Origin of the sequence: Paraburkholderia fungorum, from assembly GCF_046027215.1 — a bacterium.
Lineage (GTDB): Bacteria > Pseudomonadota > Gammaproteobacteria > Burkholderiales > Burkholderiaceae > Paraburkholderia > Paraburkholderia fungorum_D.
This window is the reverse complement of sequence record NZ_JAQQEN010000001.1, coordinates 2,843,023-2,868,288: the sequence shown is the minus strand read 5'-3', so window position 1 is coordinate 2,868,288 and position 25,266 is coordinate 2,843,023. Positions and strand designations below refer to the sequence as shown.

At 60.6% G+C, this 25,266-nt stretch carries 24 protein-coding genes and 1 pseudogene; 16 read left to right on the top strand and 9 right to left on the bottom strand.

Going from position 1 to position 25,266, the window contains the following annotated elements; all coding sequences use genetic code 11:
• Positions 1–516: 516 nt before the first annotated feature.
• The 3 genes from ppsA to PQR27_RS12695 all read left to right on the top strand — a co-directional run bounded on the left by ppsA (position 517) and on the right by PQR27_RS12695 (position 4,505).
• A complete protein-coding gene (gene ppsA, locus PQR27_RS12705; RefSeq protein WP_408523992.1) occupies positions 517–2,922 on the top strand; it encodes a phosphoenolpyruvate synthase in 2,406 nt (801 codons plus the stop codon).
• Between the two features lie 156 nt (positions 2,923–3,078).
• On the top strand, positions 3,079–3,522 hold the full coding sequence (locus PQR27_RS12700) for an NfeD family protein (protein ID WP_408523991.1): 444 nt from the start codon (positions 3,079–3,081) through the stop codon (positions 3,520–3,522).
• Positions 3,523–3,572: 50 nt separating this feature from the next.
• A complete protein-coding gene (locus tag PQR27_RS12695; RefSeq protein ID WP_408523990.1) occupies positions 3,573–4,505 on the top strand; it encodes an SPFH domain-containing protein in 933 nt (310 codons plus the stop codon).
• 122 nt (positions 4,506–4,627) lie between these two features.
• Here PQR27_RS12695 and smpB read toward each other — a convergent pair whose 3' ends face one another.
• Positions 4,628–5,074 (bottom strand): SsrA-binding protein SmpB, encoded by a 447-nt coding sequence (smpB, locus tag PQR27_RS12690; protein WP_408523989.1) that lies wholly within the window; start codon positions 5,072–5,074, stop codon positions 4,628–4,630.
• Between the two features lie 100 nt (positions 5,075–5,174).
• Here smpB and PQR27_RS12685 point away from each other — a divergent pair, with 100 nt between their 5' ends.
• A complete protein-coding gene (locus PQR27_RS12685) occupies positions 5,175–5,612 on the top strand; it encodes a type II toxin-antitoxin system RatA family toxin (RefSeq protein ID WP_028199353.1) in 438 nt (145 codons plus the stop codon).
• Positions 5,609–5,941 (top strand): RnfH family protein, encoded by a 333-nt coding sequence (locus tag PQR27_RS12680; protein WP_408523988.1) that lies wholly within the window; start codon positions 5,609–5,611, stop codon positions 5,939–5,941. The genes PQR27_RS12685 and PQR27_RS12680 overlap by 4 nt, the downstream gene beginning before the upstream one ends.
• An 87-nt stretch (positions 5,942–6,028) precedes the next feature.
• On the opposite strand, the gene PQR27_RS12675 is transcribed toward PQR27_RS12680, so the two are convergent.
• A complete protein-coding gene (locus PQR27_RS12675; protein WP_408523987.1) occupies positions 6,029–7,006 on the bottom strand; it encodes a DMT family transporter in 978 nt (325 codons plus the stop codon).
• 271 nt (positions 7,007–7,277) lie between these two features.
• On the opposite strand from PQR27_RS12675, the gene guaB reads away from it, so the two are divergent.
• From guaB to PQR27_RS12650, 5 genes and pseudogenes are all read left to right on the top strand, one after another.
• A complete protein-coding gene (guaB, locus tag PQR27_RS12670) occupies positions 7,278–8,738 on the top strand; it encodes an IMP dehydrogenase (protein WP_408523986.1) in 1,461 nt (486 codons plus the stop codon).
• Positions 8,739–8,744: 6 nt separating this feature from the next.
• Positions 8,745–9,473 (top strand): hypothetical protein, encoded by a 729-nt coding sequence (locus tag PQR27_RS12665; protein WP_408523985.1) that lies wholly within the window; start codon positions 8,745–8,747, stop codon positions 9,471–9,473.
• A 204-nt stretch (positions 9,474–9,677) separates the two neighbouring features.
• Positions 9,678–11,261, top strand: a complete 1,584-nt coding sequence (guaA, locus tag PQR27_RS12660; protein ID WP_408523984.1) for a glutamine-hydrolyzing GMP synthase — start codon at positions 9,678–9,680, stop codon at positions 11,259–11,261.
• Between the two features lie 257 nt (positions 11,262–11,518).
• A pseudogene (locus PQR27_RS12655) lies at positions 11,519–11,835 on the top strand (DDE-type integrase/transposase/recombinase); the annotation flags it as partial.
• A gap of 462 nt (positions 11,836–12,297) precedes the next feature.
• Positions 12,298–12,654 (top strand): BON domain-containing protein, encoded by a 357-nt coding sequence (locus PQR27_RS12650; protein WP_408523983.1) that lies wholly within the window; start codon positions 12,298–12,300, stop codon positions 12,652–12,654.
• A 495-nt stretch (positions 12,655–13,149) separates the two neighbouring features.
• On the opposite strand, the gene PQR27_RS12645 is transcribed toward PQR27_RS12650, so the two are convergent.
• On the bottom strand, positions 13,150–13,884 hold the full coding sequence (locus tag PQR27_RS12645; protein ID WP_408523982.1) for an IS6 family transposase: 735 nt from the start codon (positions 13,882–13,884) through the stop codon (positions 13,150–13,152).
• 94 nt (positions 13,885–13,978) lie between these two features.
• Complete coding sequence (locus PQR27_RS12640; protein ID WP_408523981.1) at positions 13,979–14,476, bottom strand: DUF2165 family protein; 498 nt, start codon at positions 14,474–14,476, stop codon at positions 13,979–13,981.
• A gap of 635 nt (positions 14,477–15,111) precedes the next feature.
• On the opposite strand from PQR27_RS12640, the gene PQR27_RS12635 reads away from it, so the two are divergent.
• A complete protein-coding gene (locus PQR27_RS12635) occupies positions 15,112–16,410 on the top strand; it encodes an MFS transporter (protein ID WP_408523980.1) in 1,299 nt (432 codons plus the stop codon).
• 383 nt (positions 16,411–16,793) lie between these two features.
• Here the strand turns inward: PQR27_RS12635 and PQR27_RS12630 are convergent, their stop codons facing one another.
• Together PQR27_RS12630 and PQR27_RS12625 are read right to left on the bottom strand one after the other, a co-directional pair.
• Positions 16,794–17,345, bottom strand: a complete 552-nt coding sequence (locus tag PQR27_RS12630) for a LacI family DNA-binding transcriptional regulator (protein ID WP_408523979.1) — start codon at positions 17,343–17,345, stop codon at positions 16,794–16,796.
• A gap of 400 nt (positions 17,346–17,745) precedes the next feature.
• Positions 17,746–18,381 (bottom strand): MFS transporter, encoded by a 636-nt coding sequence (locus tag PQR27_RS12625; protein ID WP_408523978.1) that lies wholly within the window; start codon positions 18,379–18,381, stop codon positions 17,746–17,748.
• A 64-nt stretch (positions 18,382–18,445) separates the two neighbouring features.
• Here PQR27_RS12625 and PQR27_RS12620 point away from each other — a divergent pair, with 64 nt between their 5' ends.
• Positions 18,446–18,931, top strand: coding sequence for an MFS transporter (locus tag PQR27_RS12620; RefSeq protein WP_408523977.1), 486 nt, complete (start codon positions 18,446–18,448; stop codon positions 18,929–18,931).
• Positions 18,932–19,056: 125 nt separating this feature from the next.
• On the opposite strand, the gene PQR27_RS12615 is transcribed toward PQR27_RS12620, so the two are convergent.
• The 3 genes from PQR27_RS12615 to PQR27_RS12605 form a co-directional block, all read right to left on the bottom strand.
• Positions 19,057–19,539: a cupin domain-containing protein gene (locus PQR27_RS12615; protein ID WP_408523976.1), complete on the bottom strand. Its 483-nt coding sequence runs from the start codon at positions 19,537–19,539 to the stop codon at positions 19,057–19,059.
• A gap of 77 nt (positions 19,540–19,616) precedes the next feature.
• A complete protein-coding gene (locus PQR27_RS12610; protein ID WP_408525479.1) occupies positions 19,617–20,186 on the bottom strand; it encodes a cysteine hydrolase family protein in 570 nt (189 codons plus the stop codon).
• 136 nt (positions 20,187–20,322) lie between these two features.
• Positions 20,323–21,201, bottom strand: coding sequence for a LysR substrate-binding domain-containing protein (locus tag PQR27_RS12605; protein WP_408523975.1), 879 nt, complete (start codon positions 21,199–21,201; stop codon positions 20,323–20,325).
• A 460-nt stretch (positions 21,202–21,661) separates the two neighbouring features.
• On the opposite strand from PQR27_RS12605, the gene PQR27_RS12600 reads away from it, so the two are divergent.
• The 4 genes from PQR27_RS12600 (at position 21,662) to PQR27_RS12585 (ending at position 25,205) form a co-directional block, all read left to right on the top strand.
• Positions 21,662–22,561: a LysR family transcriptional regulator gene (locus PQR27_RS12600; RefSeq protein WP_408523974.1), complete on the top strand. Its 900-nt coding sequence runs from the start codon at positions 21,662–21,664 to the stop codon at positions 22,559–22,561.
• A 124-nt stretch (positions 22,562–22,685) separates the two neighbouring features.
• Complete coding sequence (locus tag PQR27_RS12595; RefSeq protein WP_408523973.1) at positions 22,686–23,360, top strand: histidine phosphatase family protein; 675 nt, start codon at positions 22,686–22,688, stop codon at positions 23,358–23,360.
• A gap of 22 nt (positions 23,361–23,382) precedes the next feature.
• Positions 23,383–24,399 carry a phosphotransferase gene (locus PQR27_RS12590; protein ID WP_408523972.1) on the top strand — a complete coding sequence of 339 codons (1,017 nt, stop codon included), beginning with the start codon at positions 23,383–23,385 and terminating at the stop codon, positions 24,397–24,399.
• A 41-nt stretch (positions 24,400–24,440) separates the two neighbouring features.
• Positions 24,441–25,205, top strand: coding sequence for an SDR family oxidoreductase (locus tag PQR27_RS12585; RefSeq protein ID WP_408523971.1), 765 nt, complete (start codon positions 24,441–24,443; stop codon positions 25,203–25,205).
• Positions 25,206–25,266 lie beyond the last annotated feature (61 nt).

Genomic DNA, 25,266 nt, shown 5'->3' with positions numbered 1-25,266 from the left:
GTGGGCTGGGGAACGTGGGAGAAAAAAAGCGCTCGAATGAAACATCGCTATAGTGACTCGTGCTGCACCGTGGCTAACCGGTCTTGCAGCGGAGCCGGCACAGCGCGCCGTGGGCACCGCAACCGCGCCCGGCTCAGGCCCGGGCCTTGCGGGAAGCCCGTCGGCCGGTCCGGGCGCGATTCGAGGCGCAATTCTCGTCCGACTGTCACATTTTGAGAGTCGGCACGGTAGAATAGCGGCAACCTGTTGGATAAGCAATTGCGGGCGATTGGCGTCTAACTTACTGCGAACAGTCGGTTAACGCCTCGCTATCAGTCGGTAACGTGCGGTGAATGGGGTGAATTGGCGGGCAAATTCGCTCAATCCCTTCCTTCGTCGTGCTTCTGACGTTTCTGACGTTTCAGGCGATTGCTTCTCCAACAGGTTGTGCAAGACGCGAGGTCACGCTTCCAATGAGCGTCTCGCGTTCAAGCCCACTTGCACAGCCGTGAATTTCTTTCACACTTAGGGGCTTGTATGACTAACGCAGTTACCGTCGCAAAGGAAGAGGCGTATGTAGTTCCGTTCGAGCAGTTGCGGATGACCGATGTGGAGATTGTCGGCGGCAAGAACGCGTCGCTTGGTGAGATGATCAGTCAGCTCGCCGAAGCCGGCGTGCGCGTGCCGACTGGTTTCGCCACCACGGCGCTGGCTTTCCGTGACTTCCTGCAGCACAACAACCTCACCGAACGCATCGCAAAACGTCTCGAAACGCTCGACGTCGACGACGTGAAGTCGCTCGCCGAAGCGGGCAAGGAGATCCGTCAATGGATCATCGATGCGCCGATGCAGCCGCGCCTCGAAGCGGATATCCGCGCGGGGTTCGACACGCTGCAGAACAGCTCGCCTGAAGAGCTGTCGTTCGCCGTGCGTTCGTCCGCAACGGCGGAAGACTTGCCGGACGCTTCGTTCGCGGGTCAGCAGGAAAGCTACCTCAACGTGGTCGGCATCGACGACGTGCTCGATCGCATGAAGCACGTGTTCGCGTCGCTATATAACGACCGCGCTATCTCGTATCGCGTCCACAAAGGCTTCACCCACGCAGAAGTCGCGTTGTCGGCGGGCGTGCAGCGCATGGTGCGCTCGGACGTCGGCGCAGCAGGCGTGATGTTCACGCTGGACACGGAATCGGGCTTCAAGGACGCCGTCTTCATCACGTCGAGCTACGGTCTCGGCGAAACGGTGGTGCAGGGCGCCGTGAATCCGGACGAGTTTTACGTCTACAAGACCACGCTCGCGCAAGGCAAGTACCCGATCATTCGCCGCTCGATCGGCTCGAAGCTGATCAAGATGGAATTCACCAAGGCGGGCGAAGAAGGCCGCGTGAAGACCGTGGACGTGGCGCACGAGCAGCGCAACCGCTTCTCGATCACCGACGAAGACGTAATCGAACTCGCGAAATATGCCGTCATCATCGAAAAGCACTACGAGCGTCCGATGGACATCGAGTGGGGCAAAGATGGCCGCGACGGCAAGATCTTCATTTTGCAGGCGCGTCCGGAAACGGTGAAGAGTCAGGCTGCGGGCAAGGCCGAGCAGCGTTTCAAGCTGAAGGGGCAATCGAACGTACTGGCCACCGGCCGTGCCATCGGCCAGAAGATCGGCGCGGGTCCGGTGCGCGTGATTCACGATCCGTCGGAAATGGACCGTGTGCAGCCGGGCGACGTGCTGGTGGCCGACATGACCGACCCGAACTGGGAGCCGGTGATGAAGCGCGCTTCGGCAATCGTCACGAACCGTGGCGGCCGGACCTGCCACGCGGCGATCATCGCGCGTGAGCTGGGCGTGCCCGCCGTGGTGGGCTGCGGCGACGCAACCGACGTGCTTAAGGAAGGCGCGCTGGTGACCGTATCGTGCGCCGAAGGCGACGAAGGCAAGATCTACGACGGTCTGCTCGAAACCGAAATCACCGAAGTGCAGCGCGGCGAACTGCCGCCGATTCCGGTGAAGATCATGATGAACGTCGGCAACCCGCAACTGGCTTTCGACTTCTCGCAACTGCCGAACGCAGGTGTGGGTCTGGCGCGGCTCGAGTTCATCATCAACAACAACATCGGCGTTCACCCGAAGGCGATTCTCGAGTACCCGAACATCGATCAGGACCTGAAGAAGGCCGTGGAAAGCGTGGCACGCGGCCATGCATCGCCCCGCGCGTTCTACGTCGACAAGCTGACCGAAGGTATCGCCACAATCGCGGCGGCGTTCTATCCGAAGCCTGTGATCGTGCGTCTGTCGGACTTCAAGTCGAACGAGTACAAGAAGCTGATCGGCGGTTCGCGTTACGAGCCGGACGAAGAAAATCCGATGCTGGGCTTCCGTGGCGCATCCCGCTACATCGCTGACGACTTCGCTGAAGCCTTCCAGATGGAATGCATCGCGCTGAAGAAGGTGCGTGAAGAGATGGGCCTCGACAACGTCGAGATCATGGTGCCGTTCGTGCGTACGCTGAAGCAGGCGGAGCGCGTGGTCGGGCTGCTGGCGAAGTACGGCCTGAAGCGCGGCGAGAAGGGCTTGCGGCTGATCATGATGTGCGAAGTGCCGTCGAACGCGATCCTCGCTGAAGAATTCCTGCAGTTCTTCGACGGCTTCTCGATCGGTTCGAACGACCTGACGCAGCTCACGCTCGGCCTCGATCGCGATTCCGGCATGGAACTGCTGGCAGTCGACTTCGACGAGCGCGATCCGGCCGTCAAGTTCCTGCTGAAGCGCGCGATCGACACGTGTCTGCGACTGGACAAGTACGTCGGTATCTGCGGGCAGGGCCCGTCGGACCATCCGGACTTTGCACAATGGCTGACCGATGAAGGCATCAAGTCGATCTCGCTGAACCCGGACACGATCATCGAGACGTGGCAGCAGTTGGCGAAGGCGTCGGCGAAGTAATTCGCCGGATCGACGCCCGCAAGCGGTTGGCAGAACGGGTGGTGCGGTATGTCAAGCGAGCGCTGAAAAGCTTGCTGTGCCGCCCGATAAAACCTTCCCGCTTCGTGCTATAAACACCCCGGTAGATCCGGGGTGTTTTGTTTTGTGGAGGTCAACGTGGCGCCAGGTGGATTGTTCTGGTGGATCGGGGCGGGCGTGCTTATCGCGCTGGAGTTGATCAGCGGCACGTTCTACCTGTTGATGATTGCGCTGGGCTTTGTCGCGGCCGCCCTTGCGCATATGGCGGGCGCGGCTGCCGACCTGCAGTTCGCGGTTGCCGCCGTCGTGGCGCTCGCGGCGGTGGTGATCTTGCGGCGTTCGCGTTTTGGCCGCAGGCAGCGCAAGGAGGCTTCGCGCAATCCGGACGTCAATCTGGATATCGGCCAGACCCTGGCGGTGCCGGCCTGGCATGAGCGCCGGGCGCGCGCCAATTATCGCGGCGCGGCATGGGATGTCGAACTGGCCGCCGGCGAACCGGAAGACGCAGGGGTCTATGAAATTGCCGAGATGCGCGGCAGCTGCCTCGTTGTCATAGCAGGCAGGCAAGCCAGGGCGGCCTGAACGCGTACACGCTACGCACAACTATTCGAATAGCAAACGGGAGTGTAGTAATGGATTCGACCATCGTCGGGGCGGTGCTTCTGCTCATCGTGATCATACTGGCGGCGCAGACGCTCAAGATCGTGCCGCAGCAGCATGCGTGGGTGCTGGAGCGGCTCGGCCGCTATCACCGTACGTTGACGCCAGGCTTGAGCTTCGCGTTTCCATTTGTCGACCGGATCGCGTACAAGCACATCCTCAAGGAAATTCCGCTCGAAGTGCCGAGCCAGGTCTGTATCACCCGCGACAACACGCAGTTGCAGGTGGACGGCGTGCTGTATTTTCAGGTCACCGATCCCATGAAAGCGTCGTACGGGTCGAGCAATTTTGTGTTCGCGATTACGCAGTTGTCGCAAACCACGCTGCGTTCGGTGATCGGCAAGCTCGAGCTCGACAAGACGTTCGAGGAGCGCGACTTCATCAATCACAGCATCGTATCCTCGCTCGACGAGGCGGCCTCGAACTGGGGGGTGAAGGTGTTGCGCTATGAGATCAAGGATCTGACACCGCCGAAGGAAATCCTTCATGCAATGCAGGCCCAGATTACCGCCGAGCGCGAGAAGCGCGCACTGATCGCCGCATCGGAAGGGCGCAAGCAGGAGCAGATCAATATCGCCTCGGGTGGCCGCGAAGCAGCGATCCAGAAGTCCGAAGGCGAGCGTCAGGCGGCGATCAATCAGGCGCAAGGTCAGGCATCGGCGATTCTCGCGGTGGCGGAAGCCAATTCGCAGGCGATTCAGAAGATCGCCGCAGCCATTCAGTCGAACGGCGGCATGGAGGCGGTGAACCTGAAGGTGGCCGAGCAGTATGTGAACGCATTCGCCAATCTGGCGAAGCAGGGCACCACGCTGATCGTGCCGGGCAATATGTCCGACATGAGTTCGATGATTGCCTCGGCGCTGACCATTGTGAACAAGGGCAAGGGCGTTGCTGACGCACGCTGAACGCATGCTTTGCTATAAAAAATGGCCCGCAGAATGTGCGGGCCATTTTTATTTAACCATTGGGACGGCAGGCGGTAAGAGCGAAGCGCGGCAAATCCGCGCAGTGCTCGGCGCCAGTCCGATCAGGAGGCCGAGCGCATCAGGCGGGCTTTTTCACGTTCCCAGTCACGCTTCTTCTCGGTTTCGCGCTTGTCGTGCTGCTTCTTGCCCTTGGCGAGGCCGATCTCGCATTTGACGCGGCCGCCCTTGTAGTGGAAGTTCAGCGGCACGAGCGTGTAGCCGCGCTGCTCGACCTTGCCGATCAGTTTGCTGATTTCCTCGCTGTGCAAAAGCAGCTTGCGAGTGCGCACCGGGTCCGGATGGATGTGGGTCGAGGCTTCGGGCAGCGGGCTGATGTGCGTGCCGATCAGGAACAGTTCATTGTCGCGGATCACGACATAACCTTCCTTGATCTGGCCGCGCCCGGCGCGCAGCGCCTTGACCTCCCATCCTTCGAGCACGAGCCCTGCTTCATAGCGTTCTTCGACCGAGTAGTCGTAGAAGGCTTTTCTGTTGTCGATGATGCTCATGAATGGAAAGTGCCCAACTCGTTTAAAATCACGATTTTAGCAAAGCGGGGCAAGGAAAGCCCGCGGCGCTTGTCCACCCTTGCCACGCGCTGTTCAATTTATGGCAGATGTCCAGAAAACCGTGTTGATCCGCCATTCGGCGGAACAGATGTTCGACCTCGTCACCGACGTCGCCGATTACCCCAACTTCCTGCCCTGGTGCGGGGGCGTCGAAATTCGCCGCCAGGACGAAACCGGCATGGAGGCGAAGATCGATATCAACTTCAAGGGCATCAAGCAGCATTTCGCCACGCGCAACAGCATGGAGCGGCCCACGCGCATCGATATGGAGTTCGCAGACGGCCCATTTCGCAAATTCACCGGTTTCTGGCGTTTCACGCCGCTGCGGGCCGACGCCTGCAAGATCGAATTCGCGCTGCACTACGAATTCACCAACATCATTCTCGAGAAGATCATTGGCCCGGTGTTCAGCCACATCGCCAACACCTTTGTCGAATCGTTCGTGAAGCGCGCCGATCAGCGCTACGGTAAGGCATGAGCGCGCGCCTGTCGATTGAAGTTTGCTACGCGCTTGCCAGTGAGCAGGCGTTGATCACCGTGGACTTGCCCGAAGGCGCCACGCTGCAGCAGGCGCTCGAGGCGAGCGGCATCCTGCAGCGTTATCCGCACATCGATCTGGCCACGCAGAAGGTCGGCGTGTTCGGCAAGCTCAAAACGCTGGATACGGTCCTTGCCGATCACGATCGGGTGGAGATTTACCGGCCGCTGCTGGTGGATCCGAAGCTCTCGCGGCAGCGGCGCGTCGAGAAAACCCGCAAGGCGGGCTCGATCGAAGGGCGTCGCTGGCAGAACCGGGATTCGCGTTAAGCGGGCGCCATAGAGGCTCGCCGCCAGAGGTTCAGCCGCCGCGCAGCCTTGTTGGGCACAGGTTCACGCGGCGCGCCACGCCGCGGCTCAATGCGCCGGAACCTGCGCCTTTTCCTCGATCGACGTCGTGTCGGACGAATCGCCGTCCGCATGCTGGCGCACCGACCAGCTGACCCCCGCCACCAGTAGCAGGATCGCCGCCGTTTCCAGCGGACGCGGCAGCCGGTGGTCATAGATAAACGCATAGAGCAACGCGAAGAGCGTTTCGAACACGATCATCTGCCCGGATAACGTGAGCGGCAGGCGCTTGGAGGCGGCATTCCACAGGCCGTTGCCGAGCCACGAGGCGCCGACTGCGAGCCCCAGGTTAAGCATCCAGAAGGTATGCCAGCGTTCGTCTGCGAGCGTCGCCTGCAGGCTGCCAGACGGCATCACGGCCACCACCAGCCACAACACCGCGCCGAGCACGCCCGTCACCACGCCCCACAACACTGACCATTCGTTGCCGCTGAAATGCGTCTGGCGTTGCAGATAGCGGGCGTTTTCGACCGCGAACCAGCTCCAGCAGATCAGCGCGCCGGCCGCGCAGGCAAGCCCGGCGAGCCGGGTTGCGGTGCTCACCGGCGTGCTGTCCGCCGCGGTGAACACGTCGACATTGATGCAGGCGATGCCCGCCACCACCATCGCGAGCGGCCATGCGAGGCGGGCGAGCGGCACCGCGCCATGATCGCGCCGGCCCAGCAGGGTGATCGTGACCGGCAGCACGCCGATGATCAGCGACGCCGGTGCGATGCCGATCATATGCACAGCGGCGGAGAGCAGCAGGTAATAGAGCAGGTTGCCGGCCAGCGCCAGTTTGACGAGCGCGCCGAGGTCCTCACGCGTCAGACGCCTGATGAGCGAGCGTGCCATCGGCAGCGCGGCGGCCAGCGAGACGATGCCGTACATCGTGTACCGGCCGGCGCTCAGCAGCAGCGGCGAAAAATCGGGCAGCACCCGCGGCGCCAGAAACACCATGCCCCATAAAGCCCCGGCCATTACCCCATATGCCACACCGCGCTGCATCGACTGCCCCTGCAAGAAAACTGGAATTGGTCGGCAGAATAGCGTTTTTGCGCGCGGGGTGTCTTGTTTGATTCTGCATTCCGGGCCGATTCGCCGGAATGGGCCCGAACGCGCAAACGAAACCGGATCGAACCCGAGGCGAACAATCAAGCGAAATAGAAGGGCGCGAAGTCACGAAAAAAATTGCCTGAAATTCGCTAAGCTGCTGTTAGTGCAGTGAAAACCGGGGAGGTATCGCGTATAATTCGCTTTTGCGCCTATAGGATTTGCCATGCGTCTGATCCAAACAGCACTCACGTTCGATGACGTGCTCCTCGTCCCGGCTTTCTCCGACGTTCTGCCGCGCGACACCAGCCTCAAGACCCGGCTGACCCGCAACATCTCCCTGAATATGCCGCTCGTGTCCGCCGCCATGGACACCGTCACCGAAGCCCGCCTTGCTATCGCGATGGCGCAAATGGGTGGCGTGGGCATCATCCACAAGAATCTCACGCCGGCCGAGCAGGCGCGTGAAGTGGCCAAGGTCAAGCGCTTCGAATCGGGCGTCGTGCGCGATCCGATCACGGTGCCGCCGCAAATGAAGGTGCGCGACGTGATTGCGTTGTCGCAGCAGCATGGCATTTCCGGCTTTCCGGTAGTTGAAGGCGCGCAGCTGATCGGTATCGTCACCAACCGCGATTTGCGTTTCGAAGAGCGTCTGGACGAACCGGTGCGCAACATCATGACGCAGCGCGAACGCCTCGTCACCGTCAAGGAAGGCACGCCGCTCGCCGAAGCCAAGGCGCTGATGCATAGCCACCGCCTCGAGCGCGTGCTGGTGATCAACGACGCATTCGAACTGCGCGGCCTGATGACCGTCAAGGACATCACCAAGCAAACCGAACACCCGGACGCCTGTAAGGACGAACACGGCAAGCTGCGCGCGGGCGCGGCAGTCGGTGTGGGCGAAGACAACGAAGAGCGCGTTGAGCTGCTGGTGCAGGCGGGCGTGGACGTGATCGTCGTCGACACAGCGCATGGCCACAGCAAGGGCGTGCTCGAGCGCGTCAAATGGGTCAAGCAGAAGTTCCCGCACGTCGAGGTGATCGGCGGCAACATCGCCACCGCTGCGGCAGCCAAAGCGCTAGTCGAGTACGGTGCGGACGGCGTGAAGGTCGGTATCGGCCCGGGCTCGATCTGTACGACGCGGATCGTCGCCGGCGTGGGCGTGCCGCAGGTCACCGCGATCTCGAACGTGTCGGAAGCGCTGAAGGGCACGGGCGTGCCGGTCATCGCCGACGGCGGCGTGCGTTTCTCGGGCGACGTCAGCAAGGCGCTGGCCGCCGGCGCGAACGCCGTGATGATGGGCAGCATGTTCGCCGGCACCGAAGAAGCGCCGGGCGACGTGTTCCTGTTCCAGGGCCGCCAGTACAAGTCGTACCGTGGCATGGGCTCGGTCGGCGCGATGAAAGACGGCGCGGCAGACCGCTACTTCCAGGACAACTCCGCGAACATCGACAAACTCGTGCCGGAAGGTATCGAAGGCCGCGTCGCCTACAAGGGCTCGGTCAACGCGATCCTGTTCCAGCTGATCGGCGGCGTGCGCGCCAGCATGGGTTATTGCGGCTGCCGCACCATCACGGAAATGAACGACAAGGCCGAGTTCGTGCAGATCACGGGCGCGGGCTTGCGCGAGTCGCATGTGCATGACGTGCAGATCACCAAGGAAGCGCCCAACTACCACGTGGACTAAACGCCAATGAAGCCATTGCTGCGCGCTGTACTGATCATCGATGCCTTGCTGCTGCTGGCGTTCGGCCTGCTGTTTCTGCTGACGCCCTGGACTTCGTTGTACAACGCGCTGCAACTGGTGCAAACCCAGCCGGCTCTGATCGGCCAGGGGTTTGGCGTTGCGCTGATCGGACTCGCGTGGCTGGCGTTGCACGCGTCGATCGACGGTGCGCTGACGTCCAGTGTCGCCAAGGTTATCGGGCATGTGAACTGGCTGACCGGCTTACTGATGCTGGTGTGGCTGCTTGGCTTGCATACGCCCGCGCTGACCGGTTTCGGGCAGATCGTCGCCGTGTTGACCGGGGTGGTGTTGCTGCTGATCGGGCTGGGCGGCGTGCGCTTGTCTGGCGCGGTGCGGCGGCGCGAAAGGGTGCGGCTGACTGAAGCCGCGGCGGCCGGGCGCGCAGAACGCCAGGCCGCGAAAGATGCCGCCAAAGACCCCGCCAGCAGGCGCGATCCTGGTCGCGTGACGGCGGGCTTTCCGGTCTATCACGCCGAACCGGTCGTCGAGCCCGTCATGCCGGTCGCACGGCCGGTGAGTTCCGTTTCGTCTGCGCCGGTGCACCCGGTGGTCGACGAGCCGGGTCTGAGCGCTTCGGAGCGGGCCGCGAGGGCAGAAGCCGCAGCCGCGCGCGAAGATGCCCGTAACGCCGCCGCTGATGCGTCGGACGCACCCCGGCCTCCGCTTCATGGCTGACGCGCTGAGCGCGATCCCGTCTGCCAAAGCTACTGGATTGCGTTCGTGCGTGCCGTCGGCGTGGACCCGCGGCGCCGGCTTGCACAGTGCGCTTCATCGCTTCCCGTCATGCCCCATGGTCCCTTATGTGGACCGCTTTGAATTCATCGCTGCGCTTCGTGCGCGGCATCCCGTATCCGTTCACTTTTGACTCCGTCCGCTGCCATGCATGACAAGATCCTGATCCTCGACTTCGGTTCGCAAGTCACCCAACTGATTGCACGTCGCGTTCGCGAAGCCAACGTGTACTCGGAAATTCATCCGTACGACGTGGATGCGTCGTTCATTCGCGACTTCGCGCCGAAGGGCGTGATCCTGTCCGGCGGCCCGAGCTCGGTCACCGAAACAGATACGCCGCGCGTGCCACAGGCGGTGTTCGAACTCGGCGTGCCCGTGCTGGGCATCTGCTATGGCATGCAGGCCATGGCTGAGCAACTCGGCGGCAAGGTCGATATCGGCCACCTGCGTGAGTTCGGCTACGCCGAAGTGCGTGCGCGCAACCACACGAGTCTGCTCGAAGGCATCAGCGATTTCACCACGCCGGAAGGTCACGGCATGCTGAAAGTGTGGATGAGTCACGGCGACAAGGTGTTGGAAATGCCGCCGGGCTTCGCGCTGATGGCGTCGACGGATTCGTGCCCGATCGCGGCAATGGCCGACGAAAAGCGCCATTTCTACGGTCTGCAATGGCACCCGGAAGTTACCCACACCGTGCAGGGCCGCGCGATGCTCGAACGCTTCGTGCTGCAGATTTGCAAAGCGCAGCCGGATTGGGAAATGGGCCACTACATCGACGAAGCCGTCGCGAAGATTCGTGAGCAGGTTGGCAAGGAACACGTGATCCTGGGTTTGTCGGGTGGCGTGGATTCGTCGGTGGCGGCGGCGCTGCTGCATCGCGCGATCGGCGATCAGCTCACCTGCGTGTTCGTCGATCACGGCCTCCTGCGCCTGAACGAAGCCGAGCAGGTGATGGCCACCTTCGCCGATCACCTGGGCGTGAAGGTGATTCACGTCGACGCAAGCGAAGTGTTCCTTTCGAAGCTCGCCGGCGTGACCGATCCTGAAGCGAAGCGCAAGATCATCGGCGCGGAATTCGTGGAAGTGTTCCAGACGGAAGCCGGCAAGCTCACCGACGCAAAGTGGCTGGCACAAGGCACGATCTATCCGGACGTGATCGAATCGGCCGGCAAGGGCAAGAAGGCGACGCAGACGATCAAGAGCCACCACAACGTCGGTGGCCTGCCGGAAACGTTGAATCTGAAGCTGCTCGAACCGCTGCGCGAACTGTTCAAGGACGAAGTCCGCGAACTCGGCGTGAAGCTGGGTTTGCCGCCGGCAATGGTATATCGCCACCCGTTCCCGGGCCCGGGTCTGGGCGTGCGGATTCTCGGCGAAGTGAAGCGCGATTTCGCCGACCTGCTGCGCCGCGCGGATGCGATTTTCATCGAGACGCTGCGTACGTTCATCGATAAGGAAACCGGCAAGTCCTGGTACGATCTGACGAGCCAGGCGTTCGCGGTGTTTCTGCCGGTGAAGAGCGTCGGCGTGATGGGCGATGGACGGACTTATGAGTACGTCGTTGCGCTGCGTGCCGTGCAAACGTTGGACTTCATGACGGCGCACTGGGCGCATCTGCCGCATGACCTGCTGGGGCATGTGTCGAACCGGATCATCAATGAAGTGCGCGGTATTAACCGGGTTGTGTATGACATCTCGGGTAAGCCGCCGGCGACGATCGAGTGGGAATGATTCGACGTTAGTCGCGTACTTTCGGCGACTATCGGAAAACCCAGAAAACGCCGCGCTCTGCGCGGCGTTTGCTCGTTTTTAGATTCGCCATATATCGCCTGCAAGCGCCAATTTTTGACGGTATTTCGAAAAGCCCGTTCGTCAGGAAAATCGTATACCGTCAGATGCGCAGGCGCGCTCTGACGGTATTTTTTCATTGAGATCCTTTGCTGGGCGGACGTTGCGCAGTGCTGGATGACGGTATAGAGTTTGACGGTCGCAGCTACCCAGCGGCCAAGACTGAGATCCCGGAACTTGCGAACGTGAAGCACGTGTTCGTCAAAGCTGCAGCCCGGCTGAACAACCGCGCAGAGAACAGTTACCAACCGACACGTGAGCGCGAACGTCGCATGCGTGGCTTCCGCGACCCGAAACGCACACAGCGTTCGTCTCGTGCTTCGGGCCGATCAGGCAACATTTCGCGCTCAAGCGGCATCTGCTGCGCGCTTCGCTTTATCGCAAACAACTCGCTGCTCGGTTCGCCGCTTGGCGCGAATTCACCGAAGTCACCCAAAATCCGCCGATCGCTTTCTGACCAATCGTCACACCCGCCATCATGCCGTATCACTCCCGGCAAGTTGACAAAGCCCGCGACAGTCACCACGTCGCCGACACCGGGCCTGTGCACAGACGAGATGCGCAAGTCCACTCCTCGAACCCGCAGCTCAAGCCTTTCTCTCTTTACGTCGACCATAGATGCTCCCCAAAAAAAGCAAGGTGATGGCGCAGCGGAGCACCGCGTGGCGGCCCACACCTCAGTCGGGTATCCTGGAGTCGTGAGGTTGATAAGTAAAGATTCGATTCCGTATCTCTGTGATACGAATCTCCAATCCGTCGTGGACGTAAATCGCGCTGGGTCGAACGCCAAACGGATACCATAATTCAGACCTTGGGGAACGACAGCCCGGACACTGGACGGGCTATTCACGCAGATCATCACGCTGTGCTTATATACAGTGTTTTGGCGGGTGCCACGTATTGCCATCGGACAAAGGTCATGATCCGCAAACCTGCACGAACTTTGTGGACGGCTGTATGGGTGACAGCGGCTTTGTCGGCTTGTGTGCAGACGGGGCCAACGTACTCCGTGCCGGCGCCGCCGCGGTTGATCGGCGGCGATATCGAGGTGCAGTCCGATAGCGCTCTGTCGAGGGCGGTCCGGCAAGCGCTGGATCGGGCGCCTGGATTCAACGTCGCGGGAGTGTTTGTCCGTGCGCACGACGGCGCGGTGTTCCTGAGCGGGACGGTGCATAGCGCCGATCAGATCCGCCAGGCTGAGCAAATTGCGCGAACTGTCCCGGGGGTACTTGTCGTGTCGAACAAACTGACGTTGTGGCACGGTGGGAATGGCTAAGCGCGCGCGTTGCGTTGCGAGTTGTCGCGCGGCGGGCGGTGCGTGTTGGGCACGTCGTCCAGCGGCGCAAGGTTCAAGTCCGACCATTTGAGCATTTGTGCTGCGCTTTCGTGATATTGCGATCAAGCTGAGGCGTACGGTCCGCGAGTATGTCGCGGCAGCCGGCAAACATTGTGCCCCTCGTTGAGCGGAAAACGGTCCAGTGGCTACGTGCGGCCGATGCTGTTGAAAAGGTCGTTGACTGTCTCTCTCGCGAGGTTTTCGGGCGTCCTCTTGCCCTTACCCACGTTCGTGAGCGGCTTATAGAGCGATCTGAGAGGCCGTTTTTCGCCAACGAATTGAAAACGCCGGGCAGCGACTTTTTCAACAGCATCGGCCAGTGTCGGCCGACCGTCAATGTCCGTTAGGGGGTAGCCCAGTTCAAGGACGAACATCGTAGGCGGCTTTGTCAACTTGTCGAGACTGAGGCGGAAAGACGGCAGGAAAGAGCAACCCTCAGAAAGCGTAGGACGGATTTCGGGTGACTTCGGTGATTTTGCACCACGCAACGAAACGCGCCGCGAGTTGTTTGCGATAGAGTGAAGCGCGCAGCAGATGCCGCTTGAGCGCGAAATGTTGCCGGATCGGCCCGAAGCACGAGAGAAATTTCTGTGTGCGTTTCGGGTCGCGAAAGCCGCGCATGCGACGCTCGCGTTCGCGCGTCGGTTGGTGGCTGTTCTCTGCGCGGTTGTTCAGTCGGGCTGCAGCTTTGACGAACACGTGCTTCACGTTCGCAAGTTCCGGGATCTCGGCTTTTGCCGCCGGATAGCTGCGCAACTGATCGGCGACGATCTTGCGCGGCACCGGGCTTGAGCGCAGCACACGCTTGAAGAAGCGTTTGGCGGCGGCCTTGTCGCGTCGCTTTTGCATCAGGATGTCGAGTTCGGCGCCGTGCTCGTCGACCGCACGCCACAACAGGTAAGGCTCGCTGCGCAGTGTGACGAACATCTCGTCAAGATGCCACGTGCCACCCGGCTTGCGGCGCGCCGCTTTTGCCCGGTGGGCAAAGCTCACGCCGAATTTGTCGCACCAGCATTGGATCGTCTCGTAGGTCACAAACACGCCGCGCTCGAGGAGTAACTCCTCAATGTCGCGCAAGCTCAACTGGAAGCGGAAGTACCAGCGCACGGCGCAACTGATGACGCCGGCTGGGAAGCGGTGACCGTGATAGAGCGATTTCGATTTCTTCATCGCGCCATCTTACGCGACCGATCCCGCAACTTGACAATGCCGTAAGGCGCCCACGCCTCGAAGCATCTGGCCGGACGCCTATGTGCTCGCAATCCTATTCAGCAATATCATCATTTCGCAGACTCACGAAAATCAGCGCGAGGGCAAATGTCGCGAAGAACCGGAAGGCACTTTCTTCGCCATTCCACGTAGAGGACATCCACATTCCGAACCATTCACCGCCTATCGACATGAACGCGACCTGCCACGTGAGGAACCCGAGCGTGAGTCCGGCAATCGCCCATCGTTTCGACCGGTTGAATACGGCGTGGTCCGCACGGCGCGCGCACCACATCTTGAAGGCACCGATCCAGCAGCATGCGGCGGTAGCGGTTTCCAGCGCAATGATCAACACGTACCCTGCGTTCTGCACCACTGGCGACGTTATCGCGCGATACCGGATCGCGCTGTCCGGGAAAATCGTGTCCATGCGGAATACGTGCTGCACGAACGCGAGGTTGCTGCCATAGTCGGTGATATTGCCGAAGCTCACCAGCAACGCAAGCAGCCCCATCGACATCACGAGCAGGAGCTTGGAAACGCGGATAATCACAATGACCTCGCTTCGGCGAAAACGTCATCTCCCTCATGCCTCGGCAGTTCAGTCAAACGCTTCCACGCCCAGACGCTGCGCCGTCCGCCGCAAAACAAGGTAAACGCGGCCATGCAACCTCCAGTTAGTGATCACAAATCTGGGTGACCGGCAGGGCGAAGCCCGTGCCAATTCCGGCGTCGCACAGTTGGACAATAGCCGGCAATCGGTGGGTGCGCTCGCGAGTCGGACACGCATCACTCAACTCCCCGGGTAAAAGGGTTGATCGACGTTTCGCGGCCAGCGCCCAGCCACGCGGCGGCATGCTGAATTTTCAACGTCCACAATTAGCGAAGAATTATCTTTTCTTTGCCCGCACCGGCCTGATTCCCTGGTCATATAACGACCCGGGTTGCTTCCGTGTTCATTAGCTGTGTTCGGGAAAATGGTCGAGTACTTTTGATGAAGCCCATGCACCGGGAATCGCATCGCCGGGCGCAACTCATTTGGGGGGATTCGTGAGGTCAAAGTGATGAATTAATTTTTGCTTAACTCTCGTTGCGTAGTTTCCGGTTCCGAAGATCACGGGATTGATCGTGAGCATCAACGCACACGTCCGAACCGTTCGGACCCGAAGCAACGCAAGGAGATTTTGTATGTCAGATGCTGTCACCGCAACGCTGGAATCAAAGCCCGGGCGACGCTCATTTCGGGCAGCCATTGCGGGCGCCATCGGCAACGCAATGGAGTGGTACGACTTTACTGTATACGGCTTCTTTGCGGCCACCATTGGCAGCTTGTTTTTTCCCTCTCACAGTCATTTCATGTCGTTACTGGCGTCGTTCGCTGCTTTCGCCGTCGGCTTCGTCGTGCGGCCGTTCGGGGCGCTCGTATTCGGCCATATCGGCGACAAATTCGGCCGTCGTGTCGCGCTGTGGACCTCGGTCGTCTGTATGGCCGTGCCCACATTCATGATGGGTCTGCTGCCAACCTATGCGCAAGTCGGCGTCGTTGCGCCCATTTTGCTCGTCCTGTTGCGTTTGCTGCAGGGGCTCGCCGTCGCGGGAGAAATGGGCACTTCCGTGACGTTTCTCGTTGAGCAGGCAGGTGAAAAGCGGCGCGGCCTGATCGGTAGCGCCGCGATGGTGAGCGCAGCAATCGGGACGCTGGCTGGTTCTGCAATGGGTGCGGTGCTCACAACGCTGTTGAGCGCCGAATCTATCAGCGCCTGGGGCTGGCGCGTTCCGTTCCTGATCGGAATCCTGATTAGCGCGGTTGCCTTGTATCTGAGACGGACGATTCCTGACAGCGAAGTACCGGCGAAGAGAGCAGCTTCCCCATGGCGCGAGTCATTGAGGACGCAGTGGCGCACCATGCTGCTTCTCGTGGCTATGAATGCAGTCGGTTCGGTGGGCTTCTATCTGTGTTTCGTCTTCGTGACGACGTACCTTCGGCAGACTGAGCATATGGCGACGTCCACCGCGCTCGACATCAACACGCTGGCTGTCCTCGTCCAGATGGCAACGTTTCCGCTCGCAGCGGCGCTCTCGGACAGGATCGGAAGGCGACCGGTTCTGCTGATTGCGGCGGCCAGTCTGCTGGTCTTCGGCCTGCCGCTCTTCTGGCTGATACATCACCCTGATCCGATGCTCGCGGTCGCCGGTCAATGTGCGCTGGCGGCATTGATCGGCTGCTTCGTCGGCGTCTCTCCGACGTACATGGCGGAAATTCTGCCGGGAAAATTGCGATGCACGACTGTTTCGCTTGCCTACAACGTCGGCTTCGGCGTGCTGGGCGGGTTGACGCCACTGACGGCGCTGTGGTTCATGCATCTTGACGAAAACGCGCTTTCGCCCGCCTATCTGCTCATGGCCGCAGCAGCGATTTCGCTGCTCTCCGTGTTGCGCATGCCAGAGACTTCCACCTCGCGGCTCTCGGGCGTGGATCGAAGCTAGATATGCGTCGGACTGGCCGCGGGGCGACCCTTGGTATCTCGTTCCGCGCGATCTGCTACGCACGTAATGTTGGCGGCCGATCGGCAGCAGTATCGCCGAGTCTGCGGTGAACCACGTTGTCAGCTACCGTATGGCCAAGAAGCGGCAGATGCGCTGGACTGACGAAGGGGCGCACTGCATGGCACAGGTCAGAGTCGCGGTTTTGAACGGGGAGTTCTCGTCCCATCGCATTTGGGCGCTCAAAATTGCCGGCTCGCGTTACGGCAAATCCATCGGGCCAACGTCGGCAGGCGGCCGCTGGCCAGCGGACGGAACAGACAGTGCAGTCATACCGTAAGGCATGGACGTCTGATGATATGCACCTCCCTAACTTTTGCACGCGCTCAATTGAGCCCCGCGCCTGAAAAATAATCTGCGACCGTGGCGCTGCCGGCGAGGTTGTCGCTAGTGACCTGATCACAGGCCCAGCGCGGCACCGACCGGTTGATCAACACCACCGGCGCGTTCAGTTCGAGCGTTTCGTAAAGACGGGAACTGGCATCGGTCGCAGTTGTCATGATCACGCCGTCGACCAGACTTTCGTAGATCGCGTCCATCGCGAGCTTTTCGTTGATCTCCTCGGTGCTCCACATGACCATACGTAAGGAGTGAGCGCTCAGACGCCGCCCTATGGCCTCGAGCATTTCGGGGTAAAGCGGATTGATTAGACGCGACACCAGCATGCCGACGTTGCCGGTCCGGCGGGTCCGCATGGCGCGCGCGTTGCCGTTGGGGCGATATTTGAGTTCGCGGGCCGCAGCCAGAACACGCTTGCGTGCTTCGGGATTCACGCGGTCGTTGCCGGTGAGCACACGCGAGACCGTCGGCTGTGAAACACCCGCCAGACGAGCGATATCGTGGCTGGTTACGGTTCGCTTCTGGCTGTGTGCTTTCACTGTCACCTCACGTCGAGTTCGCCATCGGTAAGCTGAGTGAATTGTGAATACGTATTCACGCAAGGGAGCGCGCGCTTATTTGTTATGTCGTCAAAGTGGGTATGTGCCTGACCTGGAAATGGCGGTTCGTACACACGAGCCTCCGTCGCTGAGGCGGGTGATGGCTCAACAAGTGTCTCGCCCGTGCGTTCATCGGTCGGCAGCAATTGCACTGCGCTGCTGCCCGCAGGCGCGACACGTTTATGAACGCGAGAAGGCGAAGCGACTGCCGGTCGACGGATGAAGCCCTCGCGCACAATCCAGCGTTCGCCTGGATCCCGATGTGTCACCGGTGCGGATAAGTTCGGCAACCACATCGACGAGAATCCCGGCACTACAGGGCGAGAAAGCGTGCCGACAATCAATGGTCGACCAGTTTCGCCGGAACCCAGATCAGAATCATGACGACCGCCAGGACAAGACTGCCCGATACCACAAAGAGGCCAGTGGCAAGCGAGTGAGTCAGGCTCTGGATCCATCCCATGAATGCGGGGCCGACGAAACTCGCGAGATTCCCCGTGAAGTTGATCAAGGCCACCCCGGCCGCCGCGCCGGCGCCGCCGAGAAAGGAGGTGGGAAGGACCCAGAACATCGGCAGCGATGTGATGATGCCGGCTGTAGCTATGGTGAGCCCGATCATCGCGATCAAGGGCTCATTACCAAATGAAGCGCAAAACAGAAACCCGGGTATCGACACGGCGATCGGGATCATCACATGCCAGCGCCGCTCGCGCCGACGATCCGAACTGCGTCCTGCCCAGAACACTCCAACGAGCGCCGCAGCATAGGGGATCGTCGTCAACAGACCGATGGTCAACGGGTCCGATACGCCCGAGCTTTTGATGATCGTAGGCTGCCAGAAGCCGACGGTGCTGGTGCCCATCACGATCAGGAACAGAACGGCGCAGAGAAGCCACACACGTCCGCCCGTCAGACCGTAGCGGATCGACGTATGCTGTTTCGTCGCGGCGTCCGCATCGATTTCTTCTTTCGCCACCGCCTGTTGTCCTACGTGATGCTGGCGCATGTGACGAGCAAGGAGAACGTGCTGTGGGGGGGCGATGATCGGCTCGGCCATCGGCCTTGGCAGCCATCTGCTGTACGGCGCGTTAAGCGACAGACGGGGACGGCGCCCGCTCTTCCTGTTTGGCTCGCTGTTCACGATCATCTTCGGCGTGCCGATGTTCCTGTTGATTAACACCGGCGCGGGCGTCATGGTCATTACGGCGGTGTCGCTGTCGCTGCTGTTCAGTCATGATCCCATTTTCGCGGTCGAATCCCGCTGGTTCTCCGAGCAGTTTCCAGCCAATGTGCGATCGTCGGGGATTTCGCTGGGCTACAACGGCGCCTCGGTCGTGGCGGGACTGCTGCTTTTCATCGCCACCGGACTGTTTGGCGTAGTCGGCTGGATGGGGCCTGCCATCATGTTCTCACTGCTTGGCGTCGTCTCCAGCCTGTGCGCGTTGTCCATGCGTGAGACCGCGCCGGCGGTGGTGGAGAAACAATCTCTCATGCCCATGAACCCGCATGAAGTGGGCAGCCGTTGAGCGTCGAGACGGATCATTCATAGCGTACGGAAACCCATGCCGCAACCTACGTTGCGGCATGGGTGCATTCAGGTACAGAGTCGATCCGGCAAGTCGCCGGCCATTCTCGGCGATCCGCGTAAGCGTCAGTCCGGCATTCCGTTATGGTCCCCGAGCGGTCGGGCGGGCCAGTCCGCCCAGCGGTCCGCGCGAGTCAGCTCGTACGCTTCGTTGAGCGGGTAACGAATACGGTTGTCGTCGCGCGGACGTTCGCCGATCACCATCAGCCTGACCTCGTCCTTCGTATTGTTGATGAAGGTGTGGCAGATTCCCGTGCCCGCCGGAAACGCGACGGAATCGCCTTCGGCAATCGGATGAAGCACGCCGTCGATCCAGACATCGGGCTTGCCTTCGAGCACGTACACAAACTCCTGCTCGGTACTCTCGGCGTGCGGATATGACGTCCGCCGGCCGGGTAGAAGCCTCACGTGATGAATGCCAATGCGCGTAATGCCGAGTGCCGCGGACAGCGGCGCGTCTAGCGCCATGAGCTCGGTGTCGCCGCGATAGGAATGCGCATCCGGTTCTTCGAGTTCAGTCCAGTGTTTGATGAAATCTGGTCGGCTCATTGGTTGGTTTCCTTAGCTGCACAGCGGGCAGTGGAGCGGCTGCTTTGCTCCGGCAACGCTCAACATGCCAGCCCATGCTAGGCCAGCAACAACAGGGCGTCAGCAAGCGAGAGCACCGTCGTGCGCGAATCGAACGCGGTTGAAAAAAGATGATCGTGCACGACCTGATCCGGGTCGTAGCAGCAATCCTTGACCGTGAATAAACGAAAATCCGCATCGCTCGCGTACGCAACCGACGACAGCACGACACCGGTCGATGCTATGCCCACCATGAGCAGCGTATCGATGCCCTGCGCGGAAAGCCGGACCTGCAGATCGGTGCCAAAGAACACGCTAGCACGATGCGCGATGATGAGCGGTTCGGTCGCCTGCTGGCCGAGTTCGGGCGTGATCTTGTCGCCGACGAAAAGGCCAAGCTGCCTGATTCCCTGTCCGTTCCTGTTCAACGGACTGACTTCCGGATAGCCCGGACTAAACTGGATCTTGGCGAAATAGACGCTGACGCTTTTGGCCCGCGCGGCGTCACACAGCTTGCGCGTATTGGCGAGCAAAGTGGGCGCGACTGATGGAAATAACCCGAGGATGTCAGTCTGATAATGCATGACCACCAGAGCGGTTTGCGCTGGAACGATTGCCTGTGTCTGCATGTTCACGCTTTGCGCGGCGGCGGCGCTTCCCGTGTCCTGTTGATGCTCTGCCGGATTGGCGAGTTCAGATTCAATGCGTGGCGACATAAGGGCTACGCGATCAGGAGAGATGCTCGACTCTATCACGACCACCCAATCAGGGCGTGGCGCCCGCGCTGCGTAGCGAGGCGCCGAAGATGCGAATTGCCTCCTTCATCGATGCGTCGCGTACGCGCGTGTAGACGGCAATCTCGATCGGCGCGAGTGGCGGGAGTCCGAACCGGCTGCCGACGTCGATCGCGCGCGGTGGACATCCGCGTCTCGTCATTGGCGCAACGGCCAGGCCTGCCATGACGGCCGCGCCGACGGTGCCGATGCCGCCGCCAACGAAAACTTCCGTCCATTGGATGCCAGCTTCGTCCAGTGCTTTCAGGGCGTTCGCGCGAAGGCCGCAGGGCGCGGATAGCGAAGCAATTCGCAGTGGTTCGTTTGAATGATGGGTCCACTGAGGCGCCGCGAACCATCCGCATTGCTCGACGAACAAACGCTCCGCGTCACGCCGTGTCGGATCGCGTCGGGCAAACGCGGCGTCGAGCTCGCCGGCGTCGTACGCGGCGAGCATTTCACTCGAGGCACCAATCCTGACTTCGACACGTAAAGTCGGGTCGTAGCTCGACACGCGCGCAAGCAACGGAATCAGCTCATCGGTGGCAGTGTGATCGATGACACCAAGGCGCAGGCTTCGTTGCTCGCGTACGTCGACGGCCACTGCGCGGTCATGGGCGCTCAGAAGTTCTCGAGCTGCCGATAAAAAAGCCACGCCTTCGGGCAGAAGTTGAATATGCCTGGGTGTGCGTTCAAGCAGGCGCCGGCCGAGTCGCTCCTCAAGCCGTTTTATTTTCAGACTGATAGCCGACTGAGTCGTGTTCTGCACCTCGGCCGCACGCGTGAAGCTGCTCAGATCCGCGATCAGGACAAAGGCCTGCACTGCATCGAGGTCGAGCAGGCGAGCAGAAGGTGGATACCCAGGGTTCATGGCTGGCGGCAGGATCGGAATACGGAATGAAGTGAATCAGTCGATAACGGTCTCAATGAGGCCAGGGCCTCGCCAGGCGATGTTCGCCCGAAACGCCCGCTCGAAAAACCAACCATACGATCTTGTCGGATCCGGAACTGCCAGAAATCCAACAATCCAGGGTTTTTTGTTGGGGCGTTGGAAGTGGAGCTACTCAGCGTAAACCCGGGGTTTGCCTGATTTCTGGCAGTTCCAGATCCGGTGCGGCGGCATGGTGAGTCTCCTGTGATTCCCACAGACGCAACATGCCCTGGAACTGCAAGCGATCGTGGCCTTCTCCTTCAGAGAGGCAAGTAGCATCGGTTCGATTCAAGCGGAGTGAGACAATGTCCGCATCGATTACCTGCATCGAAGCACCGATGCGTGCATGTGACCATGAGGAGCGGGAAATGCAGTTCAAGTGGCGTCGGGGAATCTGAAAATGCGTCTGTCAAAGGTCGATCTGAATCTCTTCGTTGTCTTCGAGGCCGTCTACAGAACGCGAAACCTGACGCGCGCAGCGGAGACGCTGTTCATCACTCAGCCTGCTGTCAGCAACGCGTTGGCGCGGATGCGCAAAACATTCGACGACCAGCTCTTTGTCAGTACGTCGGCCGGCATGGTACCGACCGCTGTTTCGGAAAACATCATCGGCCAGGTTCGTGAGGCCCTGCAGTTGCTCGACTCGAGTACTCACGTTGGCGGACGCTTCGACCCAGCGTCGTCTGAGCGTACGTTCCGGCTCAGCATGACCGACCTCACGGAGGCGCTCCTTCTGCCCGCACTGGAGGAGGTGCTGCAGCGGCTGGCACCCGGCATCCGGATCGAAAGCTACTTCACCACGCGTAAAGAGGTGCCGGAAGCGCTAGCCAGCGGTGCGGTCAATCTGGCGATCGACGCGCCGCTGATTGACGATCCCTACCTCGAGCAGGAGCCGCTGGGCCGCGACCGCTATGCATGCATGCTGCGTCACGATCATCCGTTTGCAAAGAAGAAGCTGACGATCGATGACTACCTCGGGTTCGGTCATATCCACGTATCGAGCCGCCCGCAGGGGCCGGGTCTCGTCGATGCGGAACTGACCAGGCTCGGCCTCCGGCGGTCGATTCGGACGCGGGTTCAACACTATCTGGTCGCGCCGTTGGTCGCGATGCGCACCGATCTCGTCCTCACGGCCCCCCTCGTGCTGCTTCAGCGCTATGACGCGCGAATCCTGGCGTTGCCGTTCGATCTTCCGGATCTCCAGTCTCATTGCTATTGGCATCGCAGCGTGAGCGGCGACCCGGCTCATCGCTGGCTGCGCGAGCAGGTTGGCCGCCTCATGCGGGAAATGAACCAGTAGCCGGAGACTGCGGGGACCGTACGCGTCTGGTGTCACCAAAAGTTATAGTCGGGTATCACAACAATAAATTTCCTGAATGACGCGACGCTGGGTATTCTGCTAGTCATGTTGAAGCGAGGATGACATGGCAGAACTCCATCTTGTACGGCACGGTCAGGCGTCTTTCGGCGCCGACAACTATGACGAGCTATCACCTTCCGGTCGTACTCAGTCACTGTGGCTCGGCGAGTACTTCGCGCAGGCGAACGTGTGCTTCGATCGGGTTGTCATCGGCACGATGCAGCGGCATCGTCAAACGGCCGATGCCATTCTCGCGGGAATGGGTGGCTCGCAAGTCGAGATCGCGCAAGACGCGGGTTTGAACGAATACGACTTCCAGGCATTATTCGCAGCCCTCGGCGAAGAGGGTTTGCCGCTCCGTATGTCGGCCGCAAATTCCAAGAAGGACTTTTACAAAGGGCTCCGGCACGTGCTGCAGCTTTGGGCCGATGACCGCTTGCCGGGCCGTGTTCCAGAGACCTGGCAGCAATTCCAGACGCGTGTCCAGCGTGCGCGCAGCGAAATCCAGCGGGCCGGCGGCAAGCGCGTTCTGGTCGTGAGTTCGGGTGGTCCGATCGCGGTCACGGCTCAACAGATTCTGCAGGCGCCTGCTGCGACCGCGATTGCACTCAACATGCAGGTTCGAAACAGCAGCGTTTGCCAATATGTCTTTAACGACAGCGCGATGTCACTCGTCAGCTTCAATGCGGTGCCTCATCTCGAACGTGCCGAGCGGCATGAATTTGTCACTTATGGCTGACCTCAGTCGGGAATCAATACTCGTGAATACAAGCCTTCACTTCGACATCGAAGATCTCACCCGTTATCTGACGGCACATGTGCCCGGGTTTCAAGGGCCGTTGTCCGTCGAGAAATTTCCCGGCGGACAATCCAATCCAACGTTTCTTTTGACGGCGCAAAGCGGCCGCTACGTGCTCAGGCGTCAACCGCCTGGCACACTGCTCAAGGCCGCACATGCGGTTGATCGTGAGTTTCGCGTGCTCTCGGCGCTCGGGCAAACAGCGGTCCCTGTGGCCCGTGCCTATCACCTGTGCGAGGACCGTGAGGTTATTGGCAGCCTGTTTTACGTCATGAGCTACGAAGATGGGCAAATCTTCTGGAATCCGGCGCTGCCGGAAGTACCCATGGAGGAGCGCGGTTCCATCTATGACGCCGTGCTCAGCACAATGGCGGCGCTCCATGATGTGGACGTTGACGAAGTCGGATTATCGGACTACGGCCGCCCTGGCAACTATTTCGCGCGTCAGATCGACGTCTGGACCCGGCAATATCGCGCCGCGCAGACCGATACATTGCAGGCGATGGACTCGCTGATCGAGTGGCTGCCTGCCCATTGTCCGGCGGAAGCCGGCAAGCCGTCGCTCGTGCACGGCGACTTCCGTATCGACAACCTCATTTTCATGCGAGGCGCGCCGCAAGTTCGCGCGGTTCTCGACTGGGAGCTGTCCACGCTCGGTAATCCACTGGCTGACATCGCGTACTTCTGCATGTGTTTGCGGCTCCCGCCCGACGGCCATATCGCCGGACTCGAGGGCTTGAATCGCGGGCTGCTGGGCGTGCCGGACGAGGCGTCGATTATCGAGCGGTATTGCGAGCTGCGGGGTATTGCGTCGATTGAAAACTGGAACTTCTATCTGGCGTTCAGCTTCTTCAGGCTCGCCGCAATTGCACAGGGCGTGAAGAAACGGGCTTTGGGCGGTAACGCGTCGAATGAGAAGGCAAGACAGGTGGGCGAGATGGCCGGGGTGCTTGCGAAGATGGGCATTGACCTGACCTGAATAGGGTAAGGAAAACGGAACGCGACATAGTGGAGATGATTGTGACTACTGATTTGTTTGATCTGAAAGGAAAGATTGCTCTGGTGACGGGCGCCAGCCGGGGTATTGGCGAGGAGATCGCCAAACTACTCGCCGAGCAGGGCGCCCATGTGATTGTGTCGAGCCGCAAGCAGGAAGATTGCGAATCCGTGGTGCGCGCAATCAAAGACGCGGGCGGAAGCGCTGAAGCGCAACCGTGCCATGTGGGCCGTGTCGAGGACATTCTCGCGATCTTCCAGCATATTCGCGCACGGCATGGCCGTCTGGACATCCTCGTCAATAACGCGGCGACAAATCCGTATTTTGGCCACATTCTCGACACCGATCTGTTGTCTTTCGAAAAGACGGTGGAAGTCAACCTGCGCGGTTACTTCTTCATGTCCGTGGAGGCGGGCAAGTTGATGCGGGAGCACGGCGGCGGTGCGATCGTCAATACGGCTTCGGTCAATGCACTGCAGCCTGGCGACAAGCAGGGAATCTACTCGATCACCAAAGCCGCCGTTGTCAACATGACGCGGGCATTCGCGAAGGAGTGCGGGCCGTTGGGGATTCGCGTGAATGCGCTGCTCCCCGGATTGACCAAAACCCGTTTTGCGGGGGCGCTGTTCGACGATCCGGCCACGTACGAAAACTGGACGTCGCGCATCCCGCTGCGGCGTCACGCGGAACCTCGTGAGATGGCGGGTACGGTGCTTTATCTGGTATCCGACGCTGCGAGCTATACCAATGGAGAGTGCATCGTCGTCGACGGTGGACTGACGATCTAGCCAGCTGGTCGACGCGCTGTTCGCCAACGCCTCGACGACATTAACCAGCATTAAGGAAGCG

Bases quoted from the DNA above. Each gene is read 5' to 3' on its own strand.
- guaB (WP_408523986.1), top strand. From the start codon at position 7,278: ATGCGTCTGATCCAAACAGCACTCACGTTCGATGACGTGCTCCTCGTC.
- PQR27_RS12635 (WP_408523980.1), top strand. From the start codon at position 15,112: ATGTCAGATGCTGTCACCGCAACGCTGGAATCAAAGCCCGGGCGACGC.
- PQR27_RS12680 (WP_408523988.1), top strand. From the start codon at position 5,609: ATGAGCGCGCGCCTGTCGATTGAAGTTTGCTACGCGCTTGCCAGTGAG.
- ppsA (WP_408523992.1), top strand. From the start codon at position 517: ATGACTAACGCAGTTACCGTCGCAAAGGAAGAGGCGTATGTAGTTCCG.
- PQR27_RS12600 (WP_408523974.1), top strand. From the start codon at position 21,662: ATGCGTCTGTCAAAGGTCGATCTGAATCTCTTCGTTGTCTTCGAGGCC.
- smpB (WP_408523989.1), bottom strand. From the start codon at position 5,074: ATGAGCATCATCGACAACAGAAAAGCCTTCTACGACTACTCGGTCGAA.
- PQR27_RS12665 (WP_408523985.1), top strand. From the start codon at position 8,745: ATGAAGCCATTGCTGCGCGCTGTACTGATCATCGATGCCTTGCTGCTG.
- PQR27_RS12615 (WP_408523976.1), bottom strand. From the start codon at position 19,539: ATGAGCCGACCAGATTTCATCAAACACTGGACTGAACTCGAAGAACCG.
- PQR27_RS12605 (WP_408523975.1), bottom strand. From the start codon at position 21,201: ATGAACCCTGGGTATCCACCTTCTGCTCGCCTGCTCGACCTCGATGCA.
- PQR27_RS12650 (WP_408523983.1), top strand. From the start codon at position 12,298: ATGATCCGCAAACCTGCACGAACTTTGTGGACGGCTGTATGGGTGACA.
- guaA (WP_408523984.1), top strand. From the start codon at position 9,678: ATGCATGACAAGATCCTGATCCTCGACTTCGGTTCGCAAGTCACCCAA.
- PQR27_RS12695 (WP_408523990.1), top strand. From the start codon at position 3,573: ATGGATTCGACCATCGTCGGGGCGGTGCTTCTGCTCATCGTGATCATA.
- PQR27_RS12675 (WP_408523987.1), bottom strand. From the start codon at position 7,006: ATGCAGCGCGGTGTGGCATATGGGGTAATGGCCGGGGCTTTATGGGGC.
- PQR27_RS12620 (WP_408523977.1), top strand. From the start codon at position 18,446: ATGATCGGCTCGGCCATCGGCCTTGGCAGCCATCTGCTGTACGGCGCG.
- PQR27_RS12595 (WP_408523973.1), top strand. From the start codon at position 22,686: ATGGCAGAACTCCATCTTGTACGGCACGGTCAGGCGTCTTTCGGCGCC.
- PQR27_RS12685 (WP_028199353.1), top strand. From the start codon at position 5,175: ATGGCAGATGTCCAGAAAACCGTGTTGATCCGCCATTCGGCGGAACAG.
- PQR27_RS12610 (WP_408525479.1), bottom strand. From the start codon at position 20,186: ATGCAGACACAGGCAATCGTTCCAGCGCAAACCGCTCTGGTGGTCATG.
- PQR27_RS12645 (WP_408523982.1), bottom strand. From the start codon at position 13,884: ATGAAGAAATCGAAATCGCTCTATCACGGTCACCGCTTCCCAGCCGGC.